We start from the raw sequence: 14,167 nt of genomic DNA, 5'->3' as shown, positions 1-14,167 counted from the left end.
AAATCCTCACTATTTTTATACTTCATGCAACAATAGTCCAGTATACGAGCATAATTCCTATATCTGCTAAACAATGACTTATGATCGAGGCTGTTAAAGCATTTAATTTATATCGAAATATCCCCCACATGATTCCTGCTAAAAAAACAGGCAGTATCGCTAACACATTAAAAGGAAAAGTAAAAATCTCGATAACGATAATTAGATGATATAAACTGTAGAACAAAGATGTAATAAGGATAGACATTACAGTGCCTAACCCATTCAATAATCGAGTATAAATAAATTCTCTCCAATAAAATTCTTCTAAAAAAGGATTGATGAGAATTAATACGAGCACAAATAAAATAACCTTTGTTCCTGAAAAATCCCATTCTTCTAATAAAATCTTCAAATGTGTAATATCGATAACTGGAAAATAAGATACAAAACCATAGATGGAAAACAAACATACTAAACCGCTAATAATACCAACAACAATAGATTTTTTGGACAAAGGTAGCATTATACGATATCTACTCTCTTTATCCCAAAACCTGATTACCAAAGGAATAAATAATAACCACCCGTAAAAAAGTAAAAAAGTGATTAAGACATTATTTAATACAACAAGCCCAAGAAAAATCATAATCGTTGGAGCAATTAATAATAAAATATGTTTTAACATAGGTCCTCCTAATACTTGTATGTACCCTTATTTAACCATGTTAGCATAAATATGAAAAAAAGACTTAGCATTGCTAAGTCTTTTCACTTCCTATTCCGATTGTTGGTCAAGTTTATAATGTTCATTTCCTTCTTCTCTATTTTGAGCAATATTTTGTTTCGATTTAAGCTGAGGGGATTGGTTCAATAAGGAACTTACATTTCGATAGTTCGTATTATTTTCATTACCTTTGCGTTTGATATAACCATTTTTGCTACTCAACGAATACTCTCCTACTTTCATTAAAATATGGAAGTGACTCTATTAGTGTTCTTGATTCTTCATTGCTAAATTCATGAATCAGCGCATATAATTTCTTCATTCTATTATCATACTCATCGTTTTCTTTATCTAAATGATATAATCTTATTGGAATATGTGCTCTCCAAAAGTTACTTCTTTCTACATCACTTAATTGATCAAAAAGCTTCTGAAATACAGGGATTATTTCACGATCCGCTACTATTTCATATTCCCAAGGAGATTCATCCGGATATATAAAAACTCTCCGTTGTGAAACTGAAACATACACTTTCTTTAAATCCATTTGCACACATCCTTTTTGTTAAGTATGTCTCCAAATTAAAAAAACATGCACCACCTGGGTACATGTTTTTTTATTAAACTTGAATATCTACAACAGACCCTTTATAAGGATGTGGAGCAGAAGTTTGAGGCATGTTTTCTAATAGTTCTACAGCAGCTACTGTTTCCATGTTCATTGCATTTTTTAATACGCTCATTTGAACGGTCTGTTGTAGCTCGATTAACTTCGAAGACATAATGGAATTAATATCCATATTCATTCCTCCTTTATACAAGTTTAATATCGGAAACTTTCATTAAATGTTTATTTATTTGAATCACCTAAAAATGCATTTAGCATCCATTGATGTTTTTCTGTTTTTTGATAAATAGCATTTAAAATATCTTCTGTCATATCATCTTCATCTTTTGCTGCCTCTTCCATCCCCTTTTTTAGGGACTTCATAATTTTATCAAAATCAGCTACTACTGCTTCTACCATTTGATCGGCAGTTTCCTGATTAGTAGCTTCCTTTACATCTGAAAGCTCTAAATGTTCTTTTAACGTTGCAACTGGATTACCACCTAGAGTTAAAAGTCGTTCCGCAATTTCATCCATATTAAGTGTTGCTTCGTTATATAACTCTTCAAATTTTGCGTGTAAAGTAAAAAAGGATGGGCCTTTTATATACCAATGAAAATTGTGTAATTTGGTATACAATACTGACCAAGTTGCTACTTGTTTATTTAATTCTTTATTTAATGCTGCTGACATAAATCCGACACTCTCCTTAGACAAATAGTTGTAATCACTTTTCATATACCACTTAATTACTTACAATAAACATAATGAATAGTACATTGGAGTGAAACAATATGGTATTTTTGATTTTAGGTTGTGCAATTTTATTAAGTATATTCGGATTTGCCTTTTTATATAAAATAGCGATGAATGAAAAGCCATCTGTCATTGATGCAAAACCAAAGGACGCTGAATAAACAATGAAATATATTATTATTGGGATTTTTCGTTTCTATCAAAAATTTATCTCTCCTTTGACAGGACCAAGTTGCCGATTTTATCCTACATGCTCTCATTATGGTGTTGAAGCGGTACAAAAGCACGGCGCCATTAAAGGTGGATATTTAACGGTAAAAAGAATTTCTAAATGTCACCCCTTTCATGAAGGTGGTATTGATCCAGTTCCTGATGAATGGCCTTTGAAGAAAAAATAACTTCAAAGGTTTTTTTCTTGCATTTTTTAATAATGTCTTGTAAGATTAAAAAGTTCAAAAACATTAAAACGTAACCGTTACTATTTAGGGGATGACCAAATGAAAAAGACACTTCTACTTTTTTTAATATTTCTACTGATTTTATTTATAGCAGCATGCGGAAATAATACTACTGTCAAAGAAACAACTACCCAAGAAAAGAGCGATGAATTACAAATTTATACGACTGTCTATCCTCTTCAATATTTTGCAGAAAGAATTGGTGGAGACGCAGTAACTGTTTCCTCCATATATCCTGCTGGTGCCAACGAGCACACATTTGAACCGACTCAAAAAGATATGATGTCTCTTGCTGATGCAGACTTATTTTTCTATATAGGCCTAGGCTTAGAAGGATTTGTTGAGAATGCGATGAAAACATTAGCAAATGAGCATGTAAAAATGGTAGCAACGATTGATTCAGTTCCTGATGATCAATTAGTAGAAGACTCTCATAGCGACCATGACGAAGCATCGGAAGAAACAAGTGAACATGCTCAAGAAGGGCACGATGATCACGATCATGGCAAGGTAGATCCTCATGTTTGGATTTCACCAAAAATTAGTCAAAATCTTGCACTTTCTATTAAAGATTCTCTTATAGAAGCTGCTCCTTCACAAAAAGAGGCTTTTGAAAAAAACTACGACGGTTTAATTACAGAATTACAAGAATTAGATGCGGATTATAGTGAAATGGCACAAAACTCACCGAATAAGACATTTTTCGTTTCACACTCAGCATTTGGTTATATTTCTAATACCTATGGTTTAGAGCAAGTGGCAGTTGCAGGTCTTAATTCACAAGACGAACCTTCTCAAAAAGAGCTAACAAAAATTATTGACTTAGCAAAAGATAAAAACATTAAGTATATCTTGTTCGAACAAAATGTCTCTTCCAAGTTATCAGAAGTAATTCAAAAAGAAGTTGGTGCTGAAAGCCTAGTATTACACAATTTAGGTGTTCTATCCAAAGATGACATTAATAACAATGAAACCTATTTCACATTGATGAACAAAAATTTAGAAACATTGAGAACTGCATTACAATAATAAAAAAAGCTCAAAGAAATTAATTTTTCTTTGGGCTTTTAATATTTTGAATTTGTTAACCACCGAATCCGTTGAAACTAGCACTTTCCACCGTTTTTGCATCTCTTTTTGCGTTTTCTACATTTTGATTAACTTTTGGTGATTTCATTTCCTTAAAGTCTTTCCGAATGAAATAGTCATATCCAAAACCAATCAAAACTAACAAACCGCCTATAATTAAAATAAATAGAAATAACATTTCTTCGACACCTCCTTTATCCCATTAATATTCTTATATACAGCTAACAAACCTGCAATCAGTCCATAAAAAATGAAAATCCCAAATCATTCTTCTTATATCTAATACGGTTGAAATGTAAATAGGTTCCAAATTAAATAGTGCAAGGGAATTTTTTTCTTCATTTTTTTCATCAAAAAAGACCGTTAATTCATGTGAAAATTAACGGTCTTTTCAGGTTAAATTTTTCCTTCTTTAGGCTTATATATATGAATAGGCTACTCAATCACGAGCTTCAACAGGTCTCTACGCATTAACTTATTCGAGGCATTTCGAGGCAATTGATCGACAAAGAAATAATGTACAGGTTGTTTATAAGAAGCAATTTGCGTCTTCATGAATTTTTTTAATTCGTCTTCCGTCACGTTCTCTTTTAAAACTACAAATGCTATTGGAACTTGTCCCCACTTATTATCTAGTTTTCCTGCAACTCCAGCTTCTCTTACTCCAGGATGTTTTGTAAGAGCTTGTTCTACTTCCGCCGGATAAATATTTTCACCACCGGAAATAATTAAATCAGAACGGCGGTCCAACACATACAAATATCCTTCGTCATCTATATAACCAATATCTCCTGTATGAAGCCAACCATCGACTAATGGATTTTTCGATTCTGAAGCACCAATATATCCTTTTGTTACATGAGGACCCTTAATACAAATTTCACCTATTTCTTCCTCTCCATCTATGCTTACTTCAGCAAAGAATAATGGTTTTCCTGAGGAGCCCAATTTTCGAATAGCATCCTCGGTTGAAAGTGTTGTTGTTTGAGAGGCTGTTTCAGTCATACCATATGTTTGTAAAACGGGTATTTTTCTTTTTATTGCTCTTTCCAAATAGTTTAATGGAACTGGTCCACCACCAACAAGCATTGATTGAAAAGTATTTGGGAAAGCTAAACCTTTCTCCTCTAATACTGTAATTATTCTTTCCAGCATTACAGCTACAAGAGACATTCCAGTAACCTTTCCTCCTAAGATTTCCTCTACTGCTTTTTCAGCATCAAATTTAGTATGAAGACTGACAGTCATCCCATACAAAACTGATCTCATCAAAATAGAGAATCCACTGATATGGAATAATGGAACTGTACATAACCAACTATCATTTGGTTGTACACCTAAATTTAAAGCGGATCCAGTAGCGCTCATTACATGATTATCAAGCGATTGTCGTACACCTTTTGGTTTGCCTGTAGTACCAGAAGTATACATTATGGTGATAGTTCGATCTTTTGACCATTCCTTTTCTATTTGAAAAGAATTTCCTTCTATGCATTCAACATCTGCAAAGGAAAGAAGATTTTCATGTGCTAAATTTCTTTTGTCTAGCGAATCCACTAACAAAAAGTCCGCTTTACTATCTTGTAATTGATAACTTAATTCTTCCTCCGTTAAACGTTCATTTAGCATAACTAACTCACAACCAAGCTGCATACAGCCATGTAATACAACTACTAACTTAGCGTTAGATGATGCTAAGATTGCCACTCTCATTCCAGGTGATACACCTTTGGAATGTAGTTTTTTTGCAAATAAAATGGCATCCTCATTCAATTGAGCAAATGTCCATTCTTTACCCTCAAATCTTAAGGCAATACGATTTGGGGTTAAACTAGCGCGTTTTAATAGCAAATTGGGATACATAGGTTACCTTCATCTCCTTTAGAGAAAAAAGCTGCCCTAGAATAGGACAGCTTCATTGCTTTCATTTTTCCAATTAAAAATCATGGAAAACGTGGGAATTGACCAAAATCTGGTTTACGTTTTTCTTTAAATGCGTCACGACCTTCTTTAGCTTCATCTGTTGTGTAGTAAAGAAGTGTTGCATCTCCTGCCATTTGTTGTAGACCTGCTAAACCGTCTGTATCTGCATTCATAGCAGCTTTCAAGAAACGAAGCGCAGTAGGACTCATTTCTAACATTTCCTTGCACCATTGAACCGTTTCGTCTTCTAATTGTGCATATGGTACTACAGTGTTTACTAAGCCCATATCAAGCGCTTGTTGTGCGTCATACTGGCGACATAAGAACCAAATTTCTCGAGCTTTTTTATGTCCTACAATACGAGCTAAATAACCAGAGCCATAACCAGCATCAAATGATCCAACTCTTGGTCCAGTTTGACCAAATCTTGCATTGTCTGCAGCAATTGTCAGGTCACAAACTACATGAAGTACATGTCCTCCACCAATTGCGTATCCAGCTACCATTGCTACTACTGGTTTTGGTATTACACGAATTAAGCGTTGTAAATCTAATACATTCAAGCGAGGAATTTGGTCTTCCCCAACATATCCGCCATGTCCGCGAACTTTTTGGTCTCCACCTGAACAGAAAGCGTGCTCACCTTCACCAGTCAAAATTATTACTCCGATATTTTGATCATCACGAGCACGTGAAAATGCGTCTATAAGTTCCATAACAGTTTTTGGACGAAACGCATTGCGTACTTCTGGACGATTGATCGTCACTTTAGCGATTCCATTATAGAACTCATACTTGATGTCTTCGTATGTATGTAATGTTGTCCATTCACGAGTCATCTTTAGTCCCCCTTTAAAATAATATCCTCTACTATTGTAGCAAACAATTCAGGTTTTTCCACATGAATTGCATGTCCAACGTTATTAACTTGCTTATGCGTACAATTTGGAAGAAGTTTTTGCATTTTTTTAGCTGTATTATAAAACTTTAGATCAAGCTCTCCAGTAAGCAATACGGTTGAAGTTTTCATATCTTTTAACTTGTTCCAATAGGATGGTTGCACCCCAGTACTAAATCCTCTTAAGCTATTTGAAAGACCTATTTCGGATCCAGCTAATCTTTCTTTGCGAATTAATCCCTGTTTTTCAAGAGGCAAACTCTTTTGAGAATGAAACAAAGGTATGCTCTCCCAATACTCTATAAAAGCACTAATTCCATCTTTTAGAATACTTGCAGCAAGCATTTTATCTGAATGCCTTCTCTTTATACGTTCTTCCTCAGATTCCAATCCTGGTGAGCTACTCTCTAGTATCAATTTATCCACTGGATATTTAGCAGTATAGGCTAGCGCTAAACGGCCTCCCATGGAGTACCCAACAAGTGTGAAATGTGTCCAATCTAATTGATTAAATATGGTGTGTAAGTCTTCTATTTGCTCTTCCACATAATACCGTCCAAAATCATTTGGCTTAGAAGTTTGACCGTGACCTATTAGATCCACTGTTAGTATGTCCATTGATGTTGGAAGATATGTGATTACTTCTTCCCAAGTATCACTGGAACCCGTAAACCCATGAAGAAATACTACCTTTTCTTTTGCTCCCGCATTATATCGTTTTATACGCATTTTTATATTTCGGATCATTAAATTTACGCTTTCCAAACCGAGTCTAACTCCTTCGAAATAGCATCCCATAGCTTACGGTGCGTATCAGTATTCACTTGGCGATTTGTAAAAATCTCAATAATGCGAATATCTTTTACTTTTTGTTCATTTAACACCTTTTGGAATTCATCTTTTGAACGAACTGCATTATATTGTGCATCGTACATAGCTGCAATATGTGGAAATTCTAGACCTGTTGGTGTTCCAAAAAGATGCTCAAAATAGTTTGTTTCCGTTGATTGAGGCAAATAAGAGAAAATGCCCCCACCATCATTGTTCATCACTACAATAGTTATATCCGTTTGCTGGAACCTACTCACGATTAAACCATTCACATCATGTAGAAAAGCTAAATCACCAATCAGCAAATAACCTGGACGCTTAGTAGCTGCATGAACGCCTAATGCGGTTGAAACAACACCGTCTATTCCATTGGTACCTCGATTTGCATATAGCTGAATATTCTTCGATGTTTTATTGTAAAATGTATCTACATCTCGAATAGGCATACTACTACTAGCAAATAAATCTACGCCATCTGATAATGCCTCAAATAATGTAGCTGCAAGCGCACCTTCGTCTTCTTCCATTTCCAAATATGCTTGAACATGTTTCGTAGAAATATCATTTGCATTCGACCAATCTTTTAAGTAGCTAGAACATTGTTTTTCTTCAATTGGTATCCATAATGAAGCAGCTTCAACTTGTGCATGATGCGTTACAATATGTAGTGAGTCTCGGAAAATTGTGCTTTCATCCACTGCAATAAAAACGTTAGGTTTACAAGCCTTTAAAAACTGAGTAAGTGGTTTCGAAACAGGCTGTGCACCAAAGCGTATAACAACATTCGGATTAACATTATCTCTAAACGAGTTTGCCTTTAGCAAGGCATCATACTGATCGATACATAAATGCATACAATCCTCTGGAACTGAACTCCGTAAATTAGATAATGGGTCTGCTAAAACTGGCCATTGAACTGTTCTTGCAAAATCCCAAAAACCTTCTGTTGTTGAAAGAGAATCACCAACAATAAATAAACCTTTATCTTCTTTTTGCAACAGCTCTTTATACCAAGTAATAAACTCTTGACTAGGAACTAGCTGCCCCACTTCCGACTTACTGATCTGCACCGATGAATCTTGTTGCTCCATATTAATCAAAAGAGGCTCACGGAATGGGACATTTATATGTACCGGACCCATTGGCGAAGCTTTAGAAGTTGTAATCGCACGTTGAATATGGCGTTCTATAAAAGATAAATTTTCTTCATTATCCTCCGGAATTGGAAAGTCAACCGTCCATTTCACATGCTTTCCATATAAATGAATTTGATCAATTGCTTGAGGAGCACCCACTTCTCTTAATTCATGTGGTCTGTCAGCTGTAATTACTAGTAACGGAATACGTGCATAATAAGCCTCAACAATTGCCGGAAAGAAATTTGCTGCTGCAGTTCCCGATGTACAAAGTAACACGACTGGGGATTTTTTTGCTTTTGCAATTCCTAAAGCAAAAAATGCAGCAGATCGTTCATCAATTTGACGATAAAATTCAAATCCTTCACTTTTCGCAAAACCATAAGCTAATGGCGTTGACCTTGAACCTGGACAAATAACAACATCTTTAACGCCTGCCTGTTTTACCGTTTCTACAAAATGATTTACATAAGATGTCAAATAGGTGTTGTTATTCATTCATATTTCCTCCAAGTGTTCGAAGCATCGGTCGAAATTTCACACGGGTTTCTTCAAATTCCTCTAAAGATGAAGACTCTGCTACAATTCCACCGCCTGCAAATAAATAAGCCTGATCGTTTTCTATTAATGCGGAACGAATACCAACTGCGAATTCTCCATCACCATCTGTATTGATCCAACCAATAGGTGCTGCGTAATAACCACGATTCATTTTTTCCGCTTCTCTAATAATATCTACTGCCTTTTCCCGTGGTTCTCCCCCTAATGCAGGTGTAGGATGCAATGCCTCAACAAATTCAAATAGGGAAGCTCCTTTTTTTATTTTCCCTTCAACTGGTGTAAATAAATGTTGGATATCTCTGACTTTCATTAATTTTGGTCTCGATGGAATCTTAACTTCTTCACAATATTGGTTAAAAACTTTTCGTATCATCTCTACTACAAATTGATGTTCTCCAAGGTTTTTTCTGTCTACCAATAATCTTTCTCCAAGTTCTTTATCTTCCATCGAATTTTTTCCACGTCTAACAGAGCCCGCAAGTCCTGCAGATAATACTTGTCCACCTTCTACTTTTACTAATCTTTCCGGTGTCGCACCAAAAAAGATTTTATCGTCTTTCTCTAATCCAAATAAATAACTTTCTGGTTGTTCTAATGATGCATTATAAATTGCTGTGGAAGAGGAGAACTTATTATCAAAAGTAAGCTTTAGCGATCGACCTATTACTACCTTATTAACTTCATTGCTTCGAATTTGATTGGTTACATTCTCAACAGCCTGCAAATATTCATCTTTAAGTCGGTCTTCTCGTCCAATTAAATTAGGTTTTTCGTGAACTTTTAATTCTTTTACTTGCGCTGTGTGAATTAAAGCGTCACGTTCAATTCGCAATCTCTCAAATGCTTCTGTACTATCTTCTTCATCTGTTATGTAATGAACACTTACAAATGCTTGTTCATTGCGAATGACAAGCTGAAATGTTGCAACAGCAAAAAAACTAGACGGGAATGTATCCCATTCAGAAGAAATGTTATTTTTAGGATCAAAAGAGAAACCACCAAAAAGAATTGGAGAAACATCTACTTTCTCTTTTAATGATGTTTCACATAACTCTTGCCATTTGGATGCAATGTCAGTATATCTGCTACCTTCTAGTTCATTCGTAAGTATATGTGCATGACCAAGACCAACTAAAGTAAAAGTCTTCTCTTTATTTTGCCAGAAAAAACGTTTTCCTTTATAACTTTCATCTCCTGCTTCAAAAAATGCATGAGCTGATAATCTTGATACTTCGATTGTTTCTGTATAAAAACGTAATGTTGACTTCTGTTGACCGGTGGTGTTCGGCATAAATATTACCTCCGTATAAATAAGCTTAAGATTTACTCATCATCTATTAAAATACTCTACCCTTAATCATACATCTTTCTACCGTTTTCGGCACACATTTAGCAATGAATATATGCTAAAATTGAGATTGATTCTTTTAAAGGAGAGAAAAACCTATGTCTCATGAACTTCAAGCCGATAGTGGTTGGCGAATTTGGTGGAAATTAACAAGACCACATACATTAACAGCTTCATTTGCTCCTGTATTTTTAGGAACGATGATTGCACTTTATTACACAAATATTAACTGGCTATTATTTTTAGCAATGTTATTTGCATGTCTTTTTATACAGGCAGCTACCAATATGTTTAATGAATATTATGATTTTGTACGTGGATTAGACAGTGAGGAGTCCATCGGGATTGGAGGAGCAATCGTCAGAAATGGAGTAAAGCCTAAAACTGTTTTGCAGCTTGCATTAATGTTATATGGATTTGCGGCCTTATTAGGTATATACATATGCTACGAAACTTCCTGGATATTATTAGTCGTTGGTGGAATTAGTATGCTAATTGGATATTTATATACTGGTGGTCCTTATCCAATAGCCTATACCCCATTTGGAGAACTTTTTAGTGGTATTGTGATGGGAATGCTTATAGTGCTAATATCAACTTTCATTCAAGTAGGTTCTGTGCCAAGCTTTGCTATTATCTTATCGATACCAAGTGCACTCCTTGTAGCTGCAATCATGCTTTCTAACAATATTCGAGATATTGTTGAAGACAAAAAAGGCGGCAGAAAAACAATGGCTATTCTTGTAGGAAGAAAAAATGCCATTACTATTTTAGCTTCTTTCTTTCTCGTGTCCTATCTTTGGGTTATTGTGTTAGTTATTTTGCAAGCTGTAACTCCGTGGGCTTTATTAGTCCTGTTAAGTATTAAAAAACCAATACATGCCATAAAACTATTTAGAGAGAAAGAAAATCATCTTGAAGTTGGGTTGGCAATGAAGGATACAGCACTTACAAATACAATTTTTGTTTTCTTACTTGGAATTGGCTTACTTATAGGTTATATAATCTAATCAGAATAGATTAAAGCAAGGAAGTTTAACGACTTCCTTGCTTTTTATTTTTATATATTATTATTAATTCCTTATACTAAGTCTAAAACATCAAAATATTGTAGGCATAAAAGAACCTAATAGATTCCATATACCGTGTGCAATAATCGGAATCTAAGTTTTATTGAAACGTATTCCCAATATGCCAAAGCTTAAAGCTCACCATATTCATATTATATTAAGAGGATCCCTATGGCATAATTACTAATTGAACCCTTCCTCTTACTTAAATCATTAAAAAATAAACATCTTTCTTTTTTATCCAGGTTTTACTAAGAATTTCTACTTTATTAAGCCGAAACAAGAAATCTAACATGATTTCTTATATTGCTCACTCCAACTCTATCTAAAAAATGATTTAATTAAATTTAAAAAATTCTATTTATCTTGTAATAAAAAAGAAATGCTTTTATAGAAAAATATACAAAAAAAAACGTGCTTCCTTATTGGAAACATGCTTTTTAATATGACCCCTACGGGATTCGAACCCGTGTTACCGCCGTGAAAGGGCGGTGTCTTAACCGCTTGACCAAGGGGCCAAACATATGGCGGAGAAGGAGGGATTTGAACCCTCGCGCCGGTTGCCCGACCTACACCCTTAGCAGGGGCGCCTCTTCAGCCACTTGAGTACTTCCCCATATGATGGCTCCGAAGGTAGGACTCGAACCTACGACCAATCGGTTAACAGCCGATTGCTCTACCACTGAGCTACTTCGGAATAATGGTGGGCCTAAATGGACTCGAACCATCGACCTCACGCTTATCAGGCGTGCGCTCTAACCAGCTGAGCTATAGGCCCATTATTGGAGCGGGTGAAGAGAATCGAACTCTCATCATCAGCTTGGAAGGCTGAGGTTTTACCACTAAACTACACCCGCAGTAGATGGTGGCTCAGGACGGAATCGAACCGCCGACACAAGGATTTTCAGTCCTTTGCTCTACCGACTGAGCTACTGAGCCTCTTCGATTTACGCTAAGCTACGCAACTCTTTGTCAGCTGCACTCACTCATTCAGTCACGTACTTGAGTACGCTCCTTCTTTCGTTCGATTGCTTCCTCGATTTGCTTGCTTGTCCTAAATCTCTAACTAACAAATTTATAAATGGCGGTCCCGACCGGGATCGAACCGGCGATCTCCTGCGTGACAGGCAGGCATGTTAACCGCTACACCACGGGACCATTTGGTTGCGGGGACAGGATTTGAACCTGTGACCTTCGGGTTATGAGCCCGACGAGCTACCGAACTGCTCCACCCCGCGATAATAATAATTAAGTAATAAATCTTTCATCAACAATTTTAAAATGGAGGAGGAAGAGGGATTCGAACCCCCGCGCGGTATGACCCGCCTGTCGGTTTTCAAGACCGATCCCTTCAGCCAGACTTGGGTATTCCTCCGAAATATTGTTGGTGGACCTTGCAGGACTCGAACCTGCGACCGGACGGTTATGAGCCGTCTGCTCTAACCAACTGAGCTAAAGGTCCTTAAGATGGCGGCAGAGGGAGTCGAACCCACGACCTTTCGGGTATGAACCGAATGCTCTAGCCAGCTGAGCTACGCCGCCAAGATTTTAAGTTTATAAAAATATGGTGGAGCCTAGCGGGATCGAACCGCTGACCTCCTGCGTGCAAGGCAGGCGCTCTCCCAGCTGAGCTAAGGCCCCATTCTAATAAATACTGGTCGGGAAGACAGGATTCGAACCTGCGACCCCTTGGTCCCAAACCAAGTGCTCTACCAAGCTGAGCTACTTCCCGTCTATATGGCGCGCCCGGCAGGAGTCGAACCCACAACCTTCTGATCCGTAGTCAGACGCTCTATCCAATTGAGCTACGGGCGCTTTTTTTTTTCATAAAAGTGGTGCCGAGGACCGGAATCGAACCGGTACGGTAGTCACCTACCGCAGGATTTTAAGTCCTGTGCGTCTGCCAGTTCCGCCACCCCGGCACTTAAATGAATCTTTGGAGCGGAAGACGAGGTTCGAACTCGCGACCCCCACCTTGGCAAGGTGGTGTTCTACCACTGAACTACTTCCGCTCGGTTATTAAATTAAATGGTGCGGGTGAAGGGAGTCGAACCCCCACGCCTTGCGGCGCTAGATCCTAAGTCTAGTGCGTCTGCCAGTTCCGCCACACCCGCATGCATTATTCACTTAAAAGTGATGAGCCATGTAGGATTCGAACCTACGACCCTCTGATTAAAAGTCAGATGCTCTACCAACTGAGCTAATGGCTCTAAAAATGGTGCCGGAGAAAGGACTTGAACCCTCAACCTACTGATTACAAGTCAGTTGCTCTACCAGTTGAGCTACTCCGGCGAAGAGTAAAATATGGTGGAGGATGACGGGCTCGAACCGCCGACCCTCTGCTTGTAAGGCAGATGCTCTCCCAGCTGAGCTAATCCTCCTGGGTAATATAATATTATCAAATACTTATGTATTTTTAATGCAAGCCCAGCGACTTCCTACTCTCACAGGGGGAGACCCCCAACTACCATCGGCGATGAAGAGCTTAACTTCCGTGTTCGGTATGGGAACGGGTGTGACCTCTTCTCCATCATCACTAGACTTGAATTATTATTGAAAGACAAGTTTTATTATAACAACTCTGTAGAATTTTACAAGTGTTTTTTTAATAAATTTTTTATTCTTTCAAAACTGGATAAAAGACATTGATTGCATGCAAATTCATATTTGGTTAAGTCCTCGATCGATTAGTATTCGTCAGCTGCACGTGTCGCCACGCTTCCACCCCGAACCTATCTACCTCATCGTCTTTGAGGGATCTTACTTACTTGCGTAATGGGAAAT

At 37.0% G+C, this 14,167-nt stretch carries 15 protein-coding genes, 20 tRNA genes and 2 rRNA genes; 4 read left to right on the top strand and 33 right to left on the bottom strand.

Features of this window, described 5'->3' with window-relative positions:
• Nucleotides 1-22: 22 nt before the first annotated feature.
• The 5 genes from WAX74_RS06040 to WAX74_RS06020 form a co-directional block, all read right to left on the bottom strand.
• Nucleotides 23-667 (bottom strand): CPBP family intramembrane glutamic endopeptidase, encoded by a 645-nt coding sequence (locus tag WAX74_RS06040; RefSeq protein ID WP_336496759.1) that lies wholly within the window; start codon nucleotides 665-667, stop codon nucleotides 23-25.
• 90 nt (nucleotides 668-757) lie between these two features.
• The gene (locus WAX74_RS06035) at nucleotides 758-928 is read right to left on the bottom strand and encodes a hypothetical protein (RefSeq protein WP_336496758.1); all 171 of its coding nucleotides are present in this window, start codon (nucleotides 926-928) and stop codon (nucleotides 758-760) included.
• Entirely contained in the window at nucleotides 921-1,253 is a 333-nt protein-coding gene (locus tag WAX74_RS06030) for a transposase (RefSeq protein ID WP_336496757.1), read from the bottom strand. Before WAX74_RS06030 ends, WAX74_RS06035 begins: the two co-directional genes overlap by 8 nt.
• Before the next feature lie 73 nt (nucleotides 1,254-1,326).
• On the bottom strand, nucleotides 1,327-1,506 hold the full coding sequence (locus tag WAX74_RS06025; RefSeq protein WP_336496756.1) for a YjfB family protein: 180 nt from the start codon (nucleotides 1,504-1,506) through the stop codon (nucleotides 1,327-1,329).
• 50 nt (nucleotides 1,507-1,556) lie between these two features.
• Nucleotides 1,557-2,006, bottom strand: coding sequence for a Dps family protein (locus tag WAX74_RS06020; protein ID WP_336496755.1), 450 nt, complete (start codon nucleotides 2,004-2,006; stop codon nucleotides 1,557-1,559).
• A gap of 101 nt (nucleotides 2,007-2,107) precedes the next feature.
• On the opposite strand from WAX74_RS06020, the gene WAX74_RS06015 reads away from it, so the two are divergent.
• The 3 genes from WAX74_RS06015 to WAX74_RS06005 all read left to right on the top strand — a co-directional run bounded on the left by WAX74_RS06015 (nucleotide 2,108) and on the right by WAX74_RS06005 (nucleotide 3,556).
• Entirely contained in the window at nucleotides 2,108-2,230 is a 123-nt protein-coding gene (locus tag WAX74_RS06015) for a hypothetical protein (protein ID WP_336496754.1), read from the top strand.
• 3 nt (nucleotides 2,231-2,233) lie between these two features.
• A complete protein-coding gene (gene yidD, locus WAX74_RS06010; protein WP_336496753.1) occupies nucleotides 2,234-2,467 on the top strand; it encodes a membrane protein insertion efficiency factor YidD in 234 nt (77 codons plus the stop codon).
• Nucleotides 2,468-2,566: 99 nt separating this feature from the next.
• Nucleotides 2,567-3,556: a metal ABC transporter solute-binding protein, Zn/Mn family gene (locus tag WAX74_RS06005; protein WP_336496752.1), complete on the top strand. Its 990-nt coding sequence runs from the start codon at nucleotides 2,567-2,569 to the stop codon at nucleotides 3,554-3,556.
• A gap of 55 nt (nucleotides 3,557-3,611) precedes the next feature.
• Here the strand turns inward: WAX74_RS06005 and WAX74_RS06000 are convergent, their stop codons facing one another.
• The 6 genes from WAX74_RS06000 to WAX74_RS05975 form a co-directional block, all read right to left on the bottom strand.
• On the bottom strand, nucleotides 3,612-3,794 hold the full coding sequence (locus WAX74_RS06000; RefSeq protein ID WP_336496751.1) for a hypothetical protein: 183 nt from the start codon (nucleotides 3,792-3,794) through the stop codon (nucleotides 3,612-3,614).
• Nucleotides 3,795-4,051: 257 nt separating this feature from the next.
• Entirely contained in the window at nucleotides 4,052-5,479 is a 1,428-nt protein-coding gene (locus tag WAX74_RS05995) for an o-succinylbenzoate--CoA ligase (protein ID WP_336496750.1), read from the bottom strand.
• Nucleotides 5,480-5,559: 80 nt separating this feature from the next.
• Nucleotides 5,560-6,378 (bottom strand): 1,4-dihydroxy-2-naphthoyl-CoA synthase, encoded by an 819-nt coding sequence (gene menB, locus WAX74_RS05990; RefSeq protein ID WP_336496749.1) that lies wholly within the window; start codon nucleotides 6,376-6,378, stop codon nucleotides 5,560-5,562.
• A 2-nt stretch (nucleotides 6,379-6,380) separates the two neighbouring features.
• On the bottom strand, nucleotides 6,381-7,202 hold the full coding sequence (gene menH / locus WAX74_RS05985) for a 2-succinyl-6-hydroxy-2,4-cyclohexadiene-1-carboxylate synthase (protein ID WP_336496748.1): 822 nt from the start codon (nucleotides 7,200-7,202) through the stop codon (nucleotides 6,381-6,383).
• Nucleotides 7,190-8,902 carry a 2-succinyl-5-enolpyruvyl-6-hydroxy-3-cyclohexene-1-carboxylic-acid synthase gene (menD, locus tag WAX74_RS05980; RefSeq protein WP_336496747.1) on the bottom strand — a complete coding sequence of 571 codons (1,713 nt, stop codon included), beginning with the start codon at nucleotides 8,900-8,902 and terminating at the stop codon, nucleotides 7,190-7,192. Before menD ends, menH begins: the two co-directional genes overlap by 13 nt.
• Nucleotides 8,895-10,256 (bottom strand): isochorismate synthase, encoded by a 1,362-nt coding sequence (locus tag WAX74_RS05975; protein WP_336496746.1) that lies wholly within the window; start codon nucleotides 10,254-10,256, stop codon nucleotides 8,895-8,897. Before WAX74_RS05975 ends, menD begins: the two co-directional genes overlap by 8 nt.
• Before the next feature lie 155 nt (nucleotides 10,257-10,411).
• Between WAX74_RS05975 and WAX74_RS05970 the strand changes: the two genes are divergently transcribed.
• Nucleotides 10,412-11,323, top strand: a complete 912-nt coding sequence (locus WAX74_RS05970; protein ID WP_336496745.1) for a 1,4-dihydroxy-2-naphthoate polyprenyltransferase — start codon at nucleotides 10,412-10,414, stop codon at nucleotides 11,321-11,323.
• 506 nt (nucleotides 11,324-11,829) lie between these two features.
• Here the strand turns inward: WAX74_RS05970 and WAX74_RS05965 are convergent.
• From WAX74_RS05965 to WAX74_RS05860, 22 genes are all read right to left on the bottom strand, one after another.
• Nucleotides 11,830-11,901 (bottom strand) — tRNA-Glu (locus tag WAX74_RS05965).
• A 7-nt stretch (nucleotides 11,902-11,908) separates the two neighbouring features.
• Nucleotides 11,909-11,999, bottom strand: a tRNA-Ser gene (locus WAX74_RS05960).
• A 6-nt stretch (nucleotides 12,000-12,005) separates the two neighbouring features.
• A tRNA-Asn gene (locus WAX74_RS05955) sits at nucleotides 12,006-12,080 on the bottom strand.
• 4 nt (nucleotides 12,081-12,084) lie between these two features.
• Nucleotides 12,085-12,161 (bottom strand) — tRNA-Ile (locus tag WAX74_RS05950).
• Nucleotides 12,162-12,166: 5 nt separating this feature from the next.
• Nucleotides 12,167-12,240: transfer RNA gene (locus WAX74_RS05945), tRNA-Gly, on the bottom strand.
• Between the two features lie 6 nt (nucleotides 12,241-12,246).
• Nucleotides 12,247-12,322, bottom strand: a tRNA-Phe gene (locus WAX74_RS05940).
• Nucleotides 12,323-12,465: 143 nt separating this feature from the next.
• A tRNA-Asp gene (locus WAX74_RS05935) sits at nucleotides 12,466-12,541 on the bottom strand.
• A 3-nt stretch (nucleotides 12,542-12,544) separates the two neighbouring features.
• Nucleotides 12,545-12,621: transfer RNA gene (locus tag WAX74_RS05930), tRNA-Met, on the bottom strand.
• Between the two features lie 44 nt (nucleotides 12,622-12,665).
• A tRNA-Ser gene (locus WAX74_RS05925) sits at nucleotides 12,666-12,758 on the bottom strand.
• A gap of 10 nt (nucleotides 12,759-12,768) precedes the next feature.
• Nucleotides 12,769-12,845: transfer RNA gene (locus tag WAX74_RS05920), tRNA-Ile, on the bottom strand.
• Between the two features lie 6 nt (nucleotides 12,846-12,851).
• Nucleotides 12,852-12,925: transfer RNA gene (locus WAX74_RS05915), tRNA-Met, on the bottom strand.
• A gap of 23 nt (nucleotides 12,926-12,948) precedes the next feature.
• Nucleotides 12,949-13,024, bottom strand: a tRNA-Ala gene (locus WAX74_RS05910).
• 14 nt (nucleotides 13,025-13,038) lie between these two features.
• Nucleotides 13,039-13,115, bottom strand: a tRNA-Pro gene (locus WAX74_RS05905).
• A gap of 6 nt (nucleotides 13,116-13,121) precedes the next feature.
• A tRNA-Arg gene (locus WAX74_RS05900) sits at nucleotides 13,122-13,198 on the bottom strand.
• 18 nt (nucleotides 13,199-13,216) lie between these two features.
• A tRNA-Leu gene (locus WAX74_RS05895) sits at nucleotides 13,217-13,305 on the bottom strand.
• 15 nt (nucleotides 13,306-13,320) lie between these two features.
• Nucleotides 13,321-13,395: transfer RNA gene (locus WAX74_RS05890), tRNA-Gly, on the bottom strand.
• Between the two features lie 17 nt (nucleotides 13,396-13,412).
• Nucleotides 13,413-13,497, bottom strand: a tRNA-Leu gene (locus tag WAX74_RS05885).
• Between the two features lie 23 nt (nucleotides 13,498-13,520).
• A tRNA-Lys gene (locus WAX74_RS05880) sits at nucleotides 13,521-13,593 on the bottom strand.
• A gap of 6 nt (nucleotides 13,594-13,599) precedes the next feature.
• Nucleotides 13,600-13,675, bottom strand: a tRNA-Thr gene (locus WAX74_RS05875).
• 13 nt (nucleotides 13,676-13,688) lie between these two features.
• Nucleotides 13,689-13,764: transfer RNA gene (locus tag WAX74_RS05870), tRNA-Val, on the bottom strand.
• Nucleotides 13,765-13,808: 44 nt separating this feature from the next.
• Nucleotides 13,809-13,924: ribosomal RNA gene (rrf, locus tag WAX74_RS05865) — 5S ribosomal RNA — on the bottom strand.
• Nucleotides 13,925-14,050: 126 nt separating this feature from the next.
• Nucleotides 14,051-14,167 (bottom strand): 23S ribosomal RNA (locus WAX74_RS05860); the annotation flags it as partial.

Origin of the sequence: Psychrobacillus mangrovi, assembly GCF_037104765.1 — a bacterium.
In the GTDB taxonomy this organism is placed as follows: domain Bacteria; phylum Bacillota; class Bacilli; order Bacillales_A; family Planococcaceae; genus Psychrobacillus; species Psychrobacillus mangrovi.
Note: the sequence above shows the minus strand (reverse complement) of the source record. Positions and strands in the feature narration are given on the sequence as shown.

Coding starts and splice junctions, on each gene's coding strand:
- WAX74_RS06040 (WP_336496759.1), bottom strand. CDS start 667: ATGTTAAAACATATTTTATTATTAATTGCTCCAACGATTATGATTTTT.
- WAX74_RS06030 (WP_336496757.1), bottom strand. CDS start 1,253: ATGGATTTAAAGAAAGTGTATGTTTCAGTTTCACAACGGAGAGTTTTT.
- WAX74_RS06025 (WP_336496756.1), bottom strand. CDS start 1,506: ATGGATATTAATTCCATTATGTCTTCGAAGTTAATCGAGCTACAACAG.
- WAX74_RS06020 (WP_336496755.1), bottom strand. CDS start 2,006: ATGTCAGCAGCATTAAATAAAGAATTAAATAAACAAGTAGCAACTTGG.
- WAX74_RS06015 (WP_336496754.1), top strand. CDS start 2,108: ATGGTATTTTTGATTTTAGGTTGTGCAATTTTATTAAGTATATTCGGA.
- yidD (WP_336496753.1), top strand. CDS start 2,234: ATGAAATATATTATTATTGGGATTTTTCGTTTCTATCAAAAATTTATC.
- WAX74_RS06005 (WP_336496752.1), top strand. CDS start 2,567: ATGAAAAAGACACTTCTACTTTTTTTAATATTTCTACTGATTTTATTT.
- WAX74_RS06000 (WP_336496751.1), bottom strand. CDS start 3,794: ATGTTATTTCTATTTATTTTAATTATAGGCGGTTTGTTAGTTTTGATT.
- WAX74_RS05995 (WP_336496750.1), bottom strand. CDS start 5,479: ATGTATCCCAATTTGCTATTAAAACGCGCTAGTTTAACCCCAAATCGT.
- menB (WP_336496749.1), bottom strand. CDS start 6,378: ATGACTCGTGAATGGACAACATTACATACATACGAAGACATCAAGTAT.
- menD (WP_336496747.1), bottom strand. CDS start 8,902: ATGAATAACAACACCTATTTGACATCTTATGTAAATCATTTTGTAGAA.
- WAX74_RS05975 (WP_336496746.1), bottom strand. CDS start 10,256: ATGCCGAACACCACCGGTCAACAGAAGTCAACATTACGTTTTTATACA.
- WAX74_RS05970 (WP_336496745.1), top strand. CDS start 10,412: ATGTCTCATGAACTTCAAGCCGATAGTGGTTGGCGAATTTGGTGGAAA.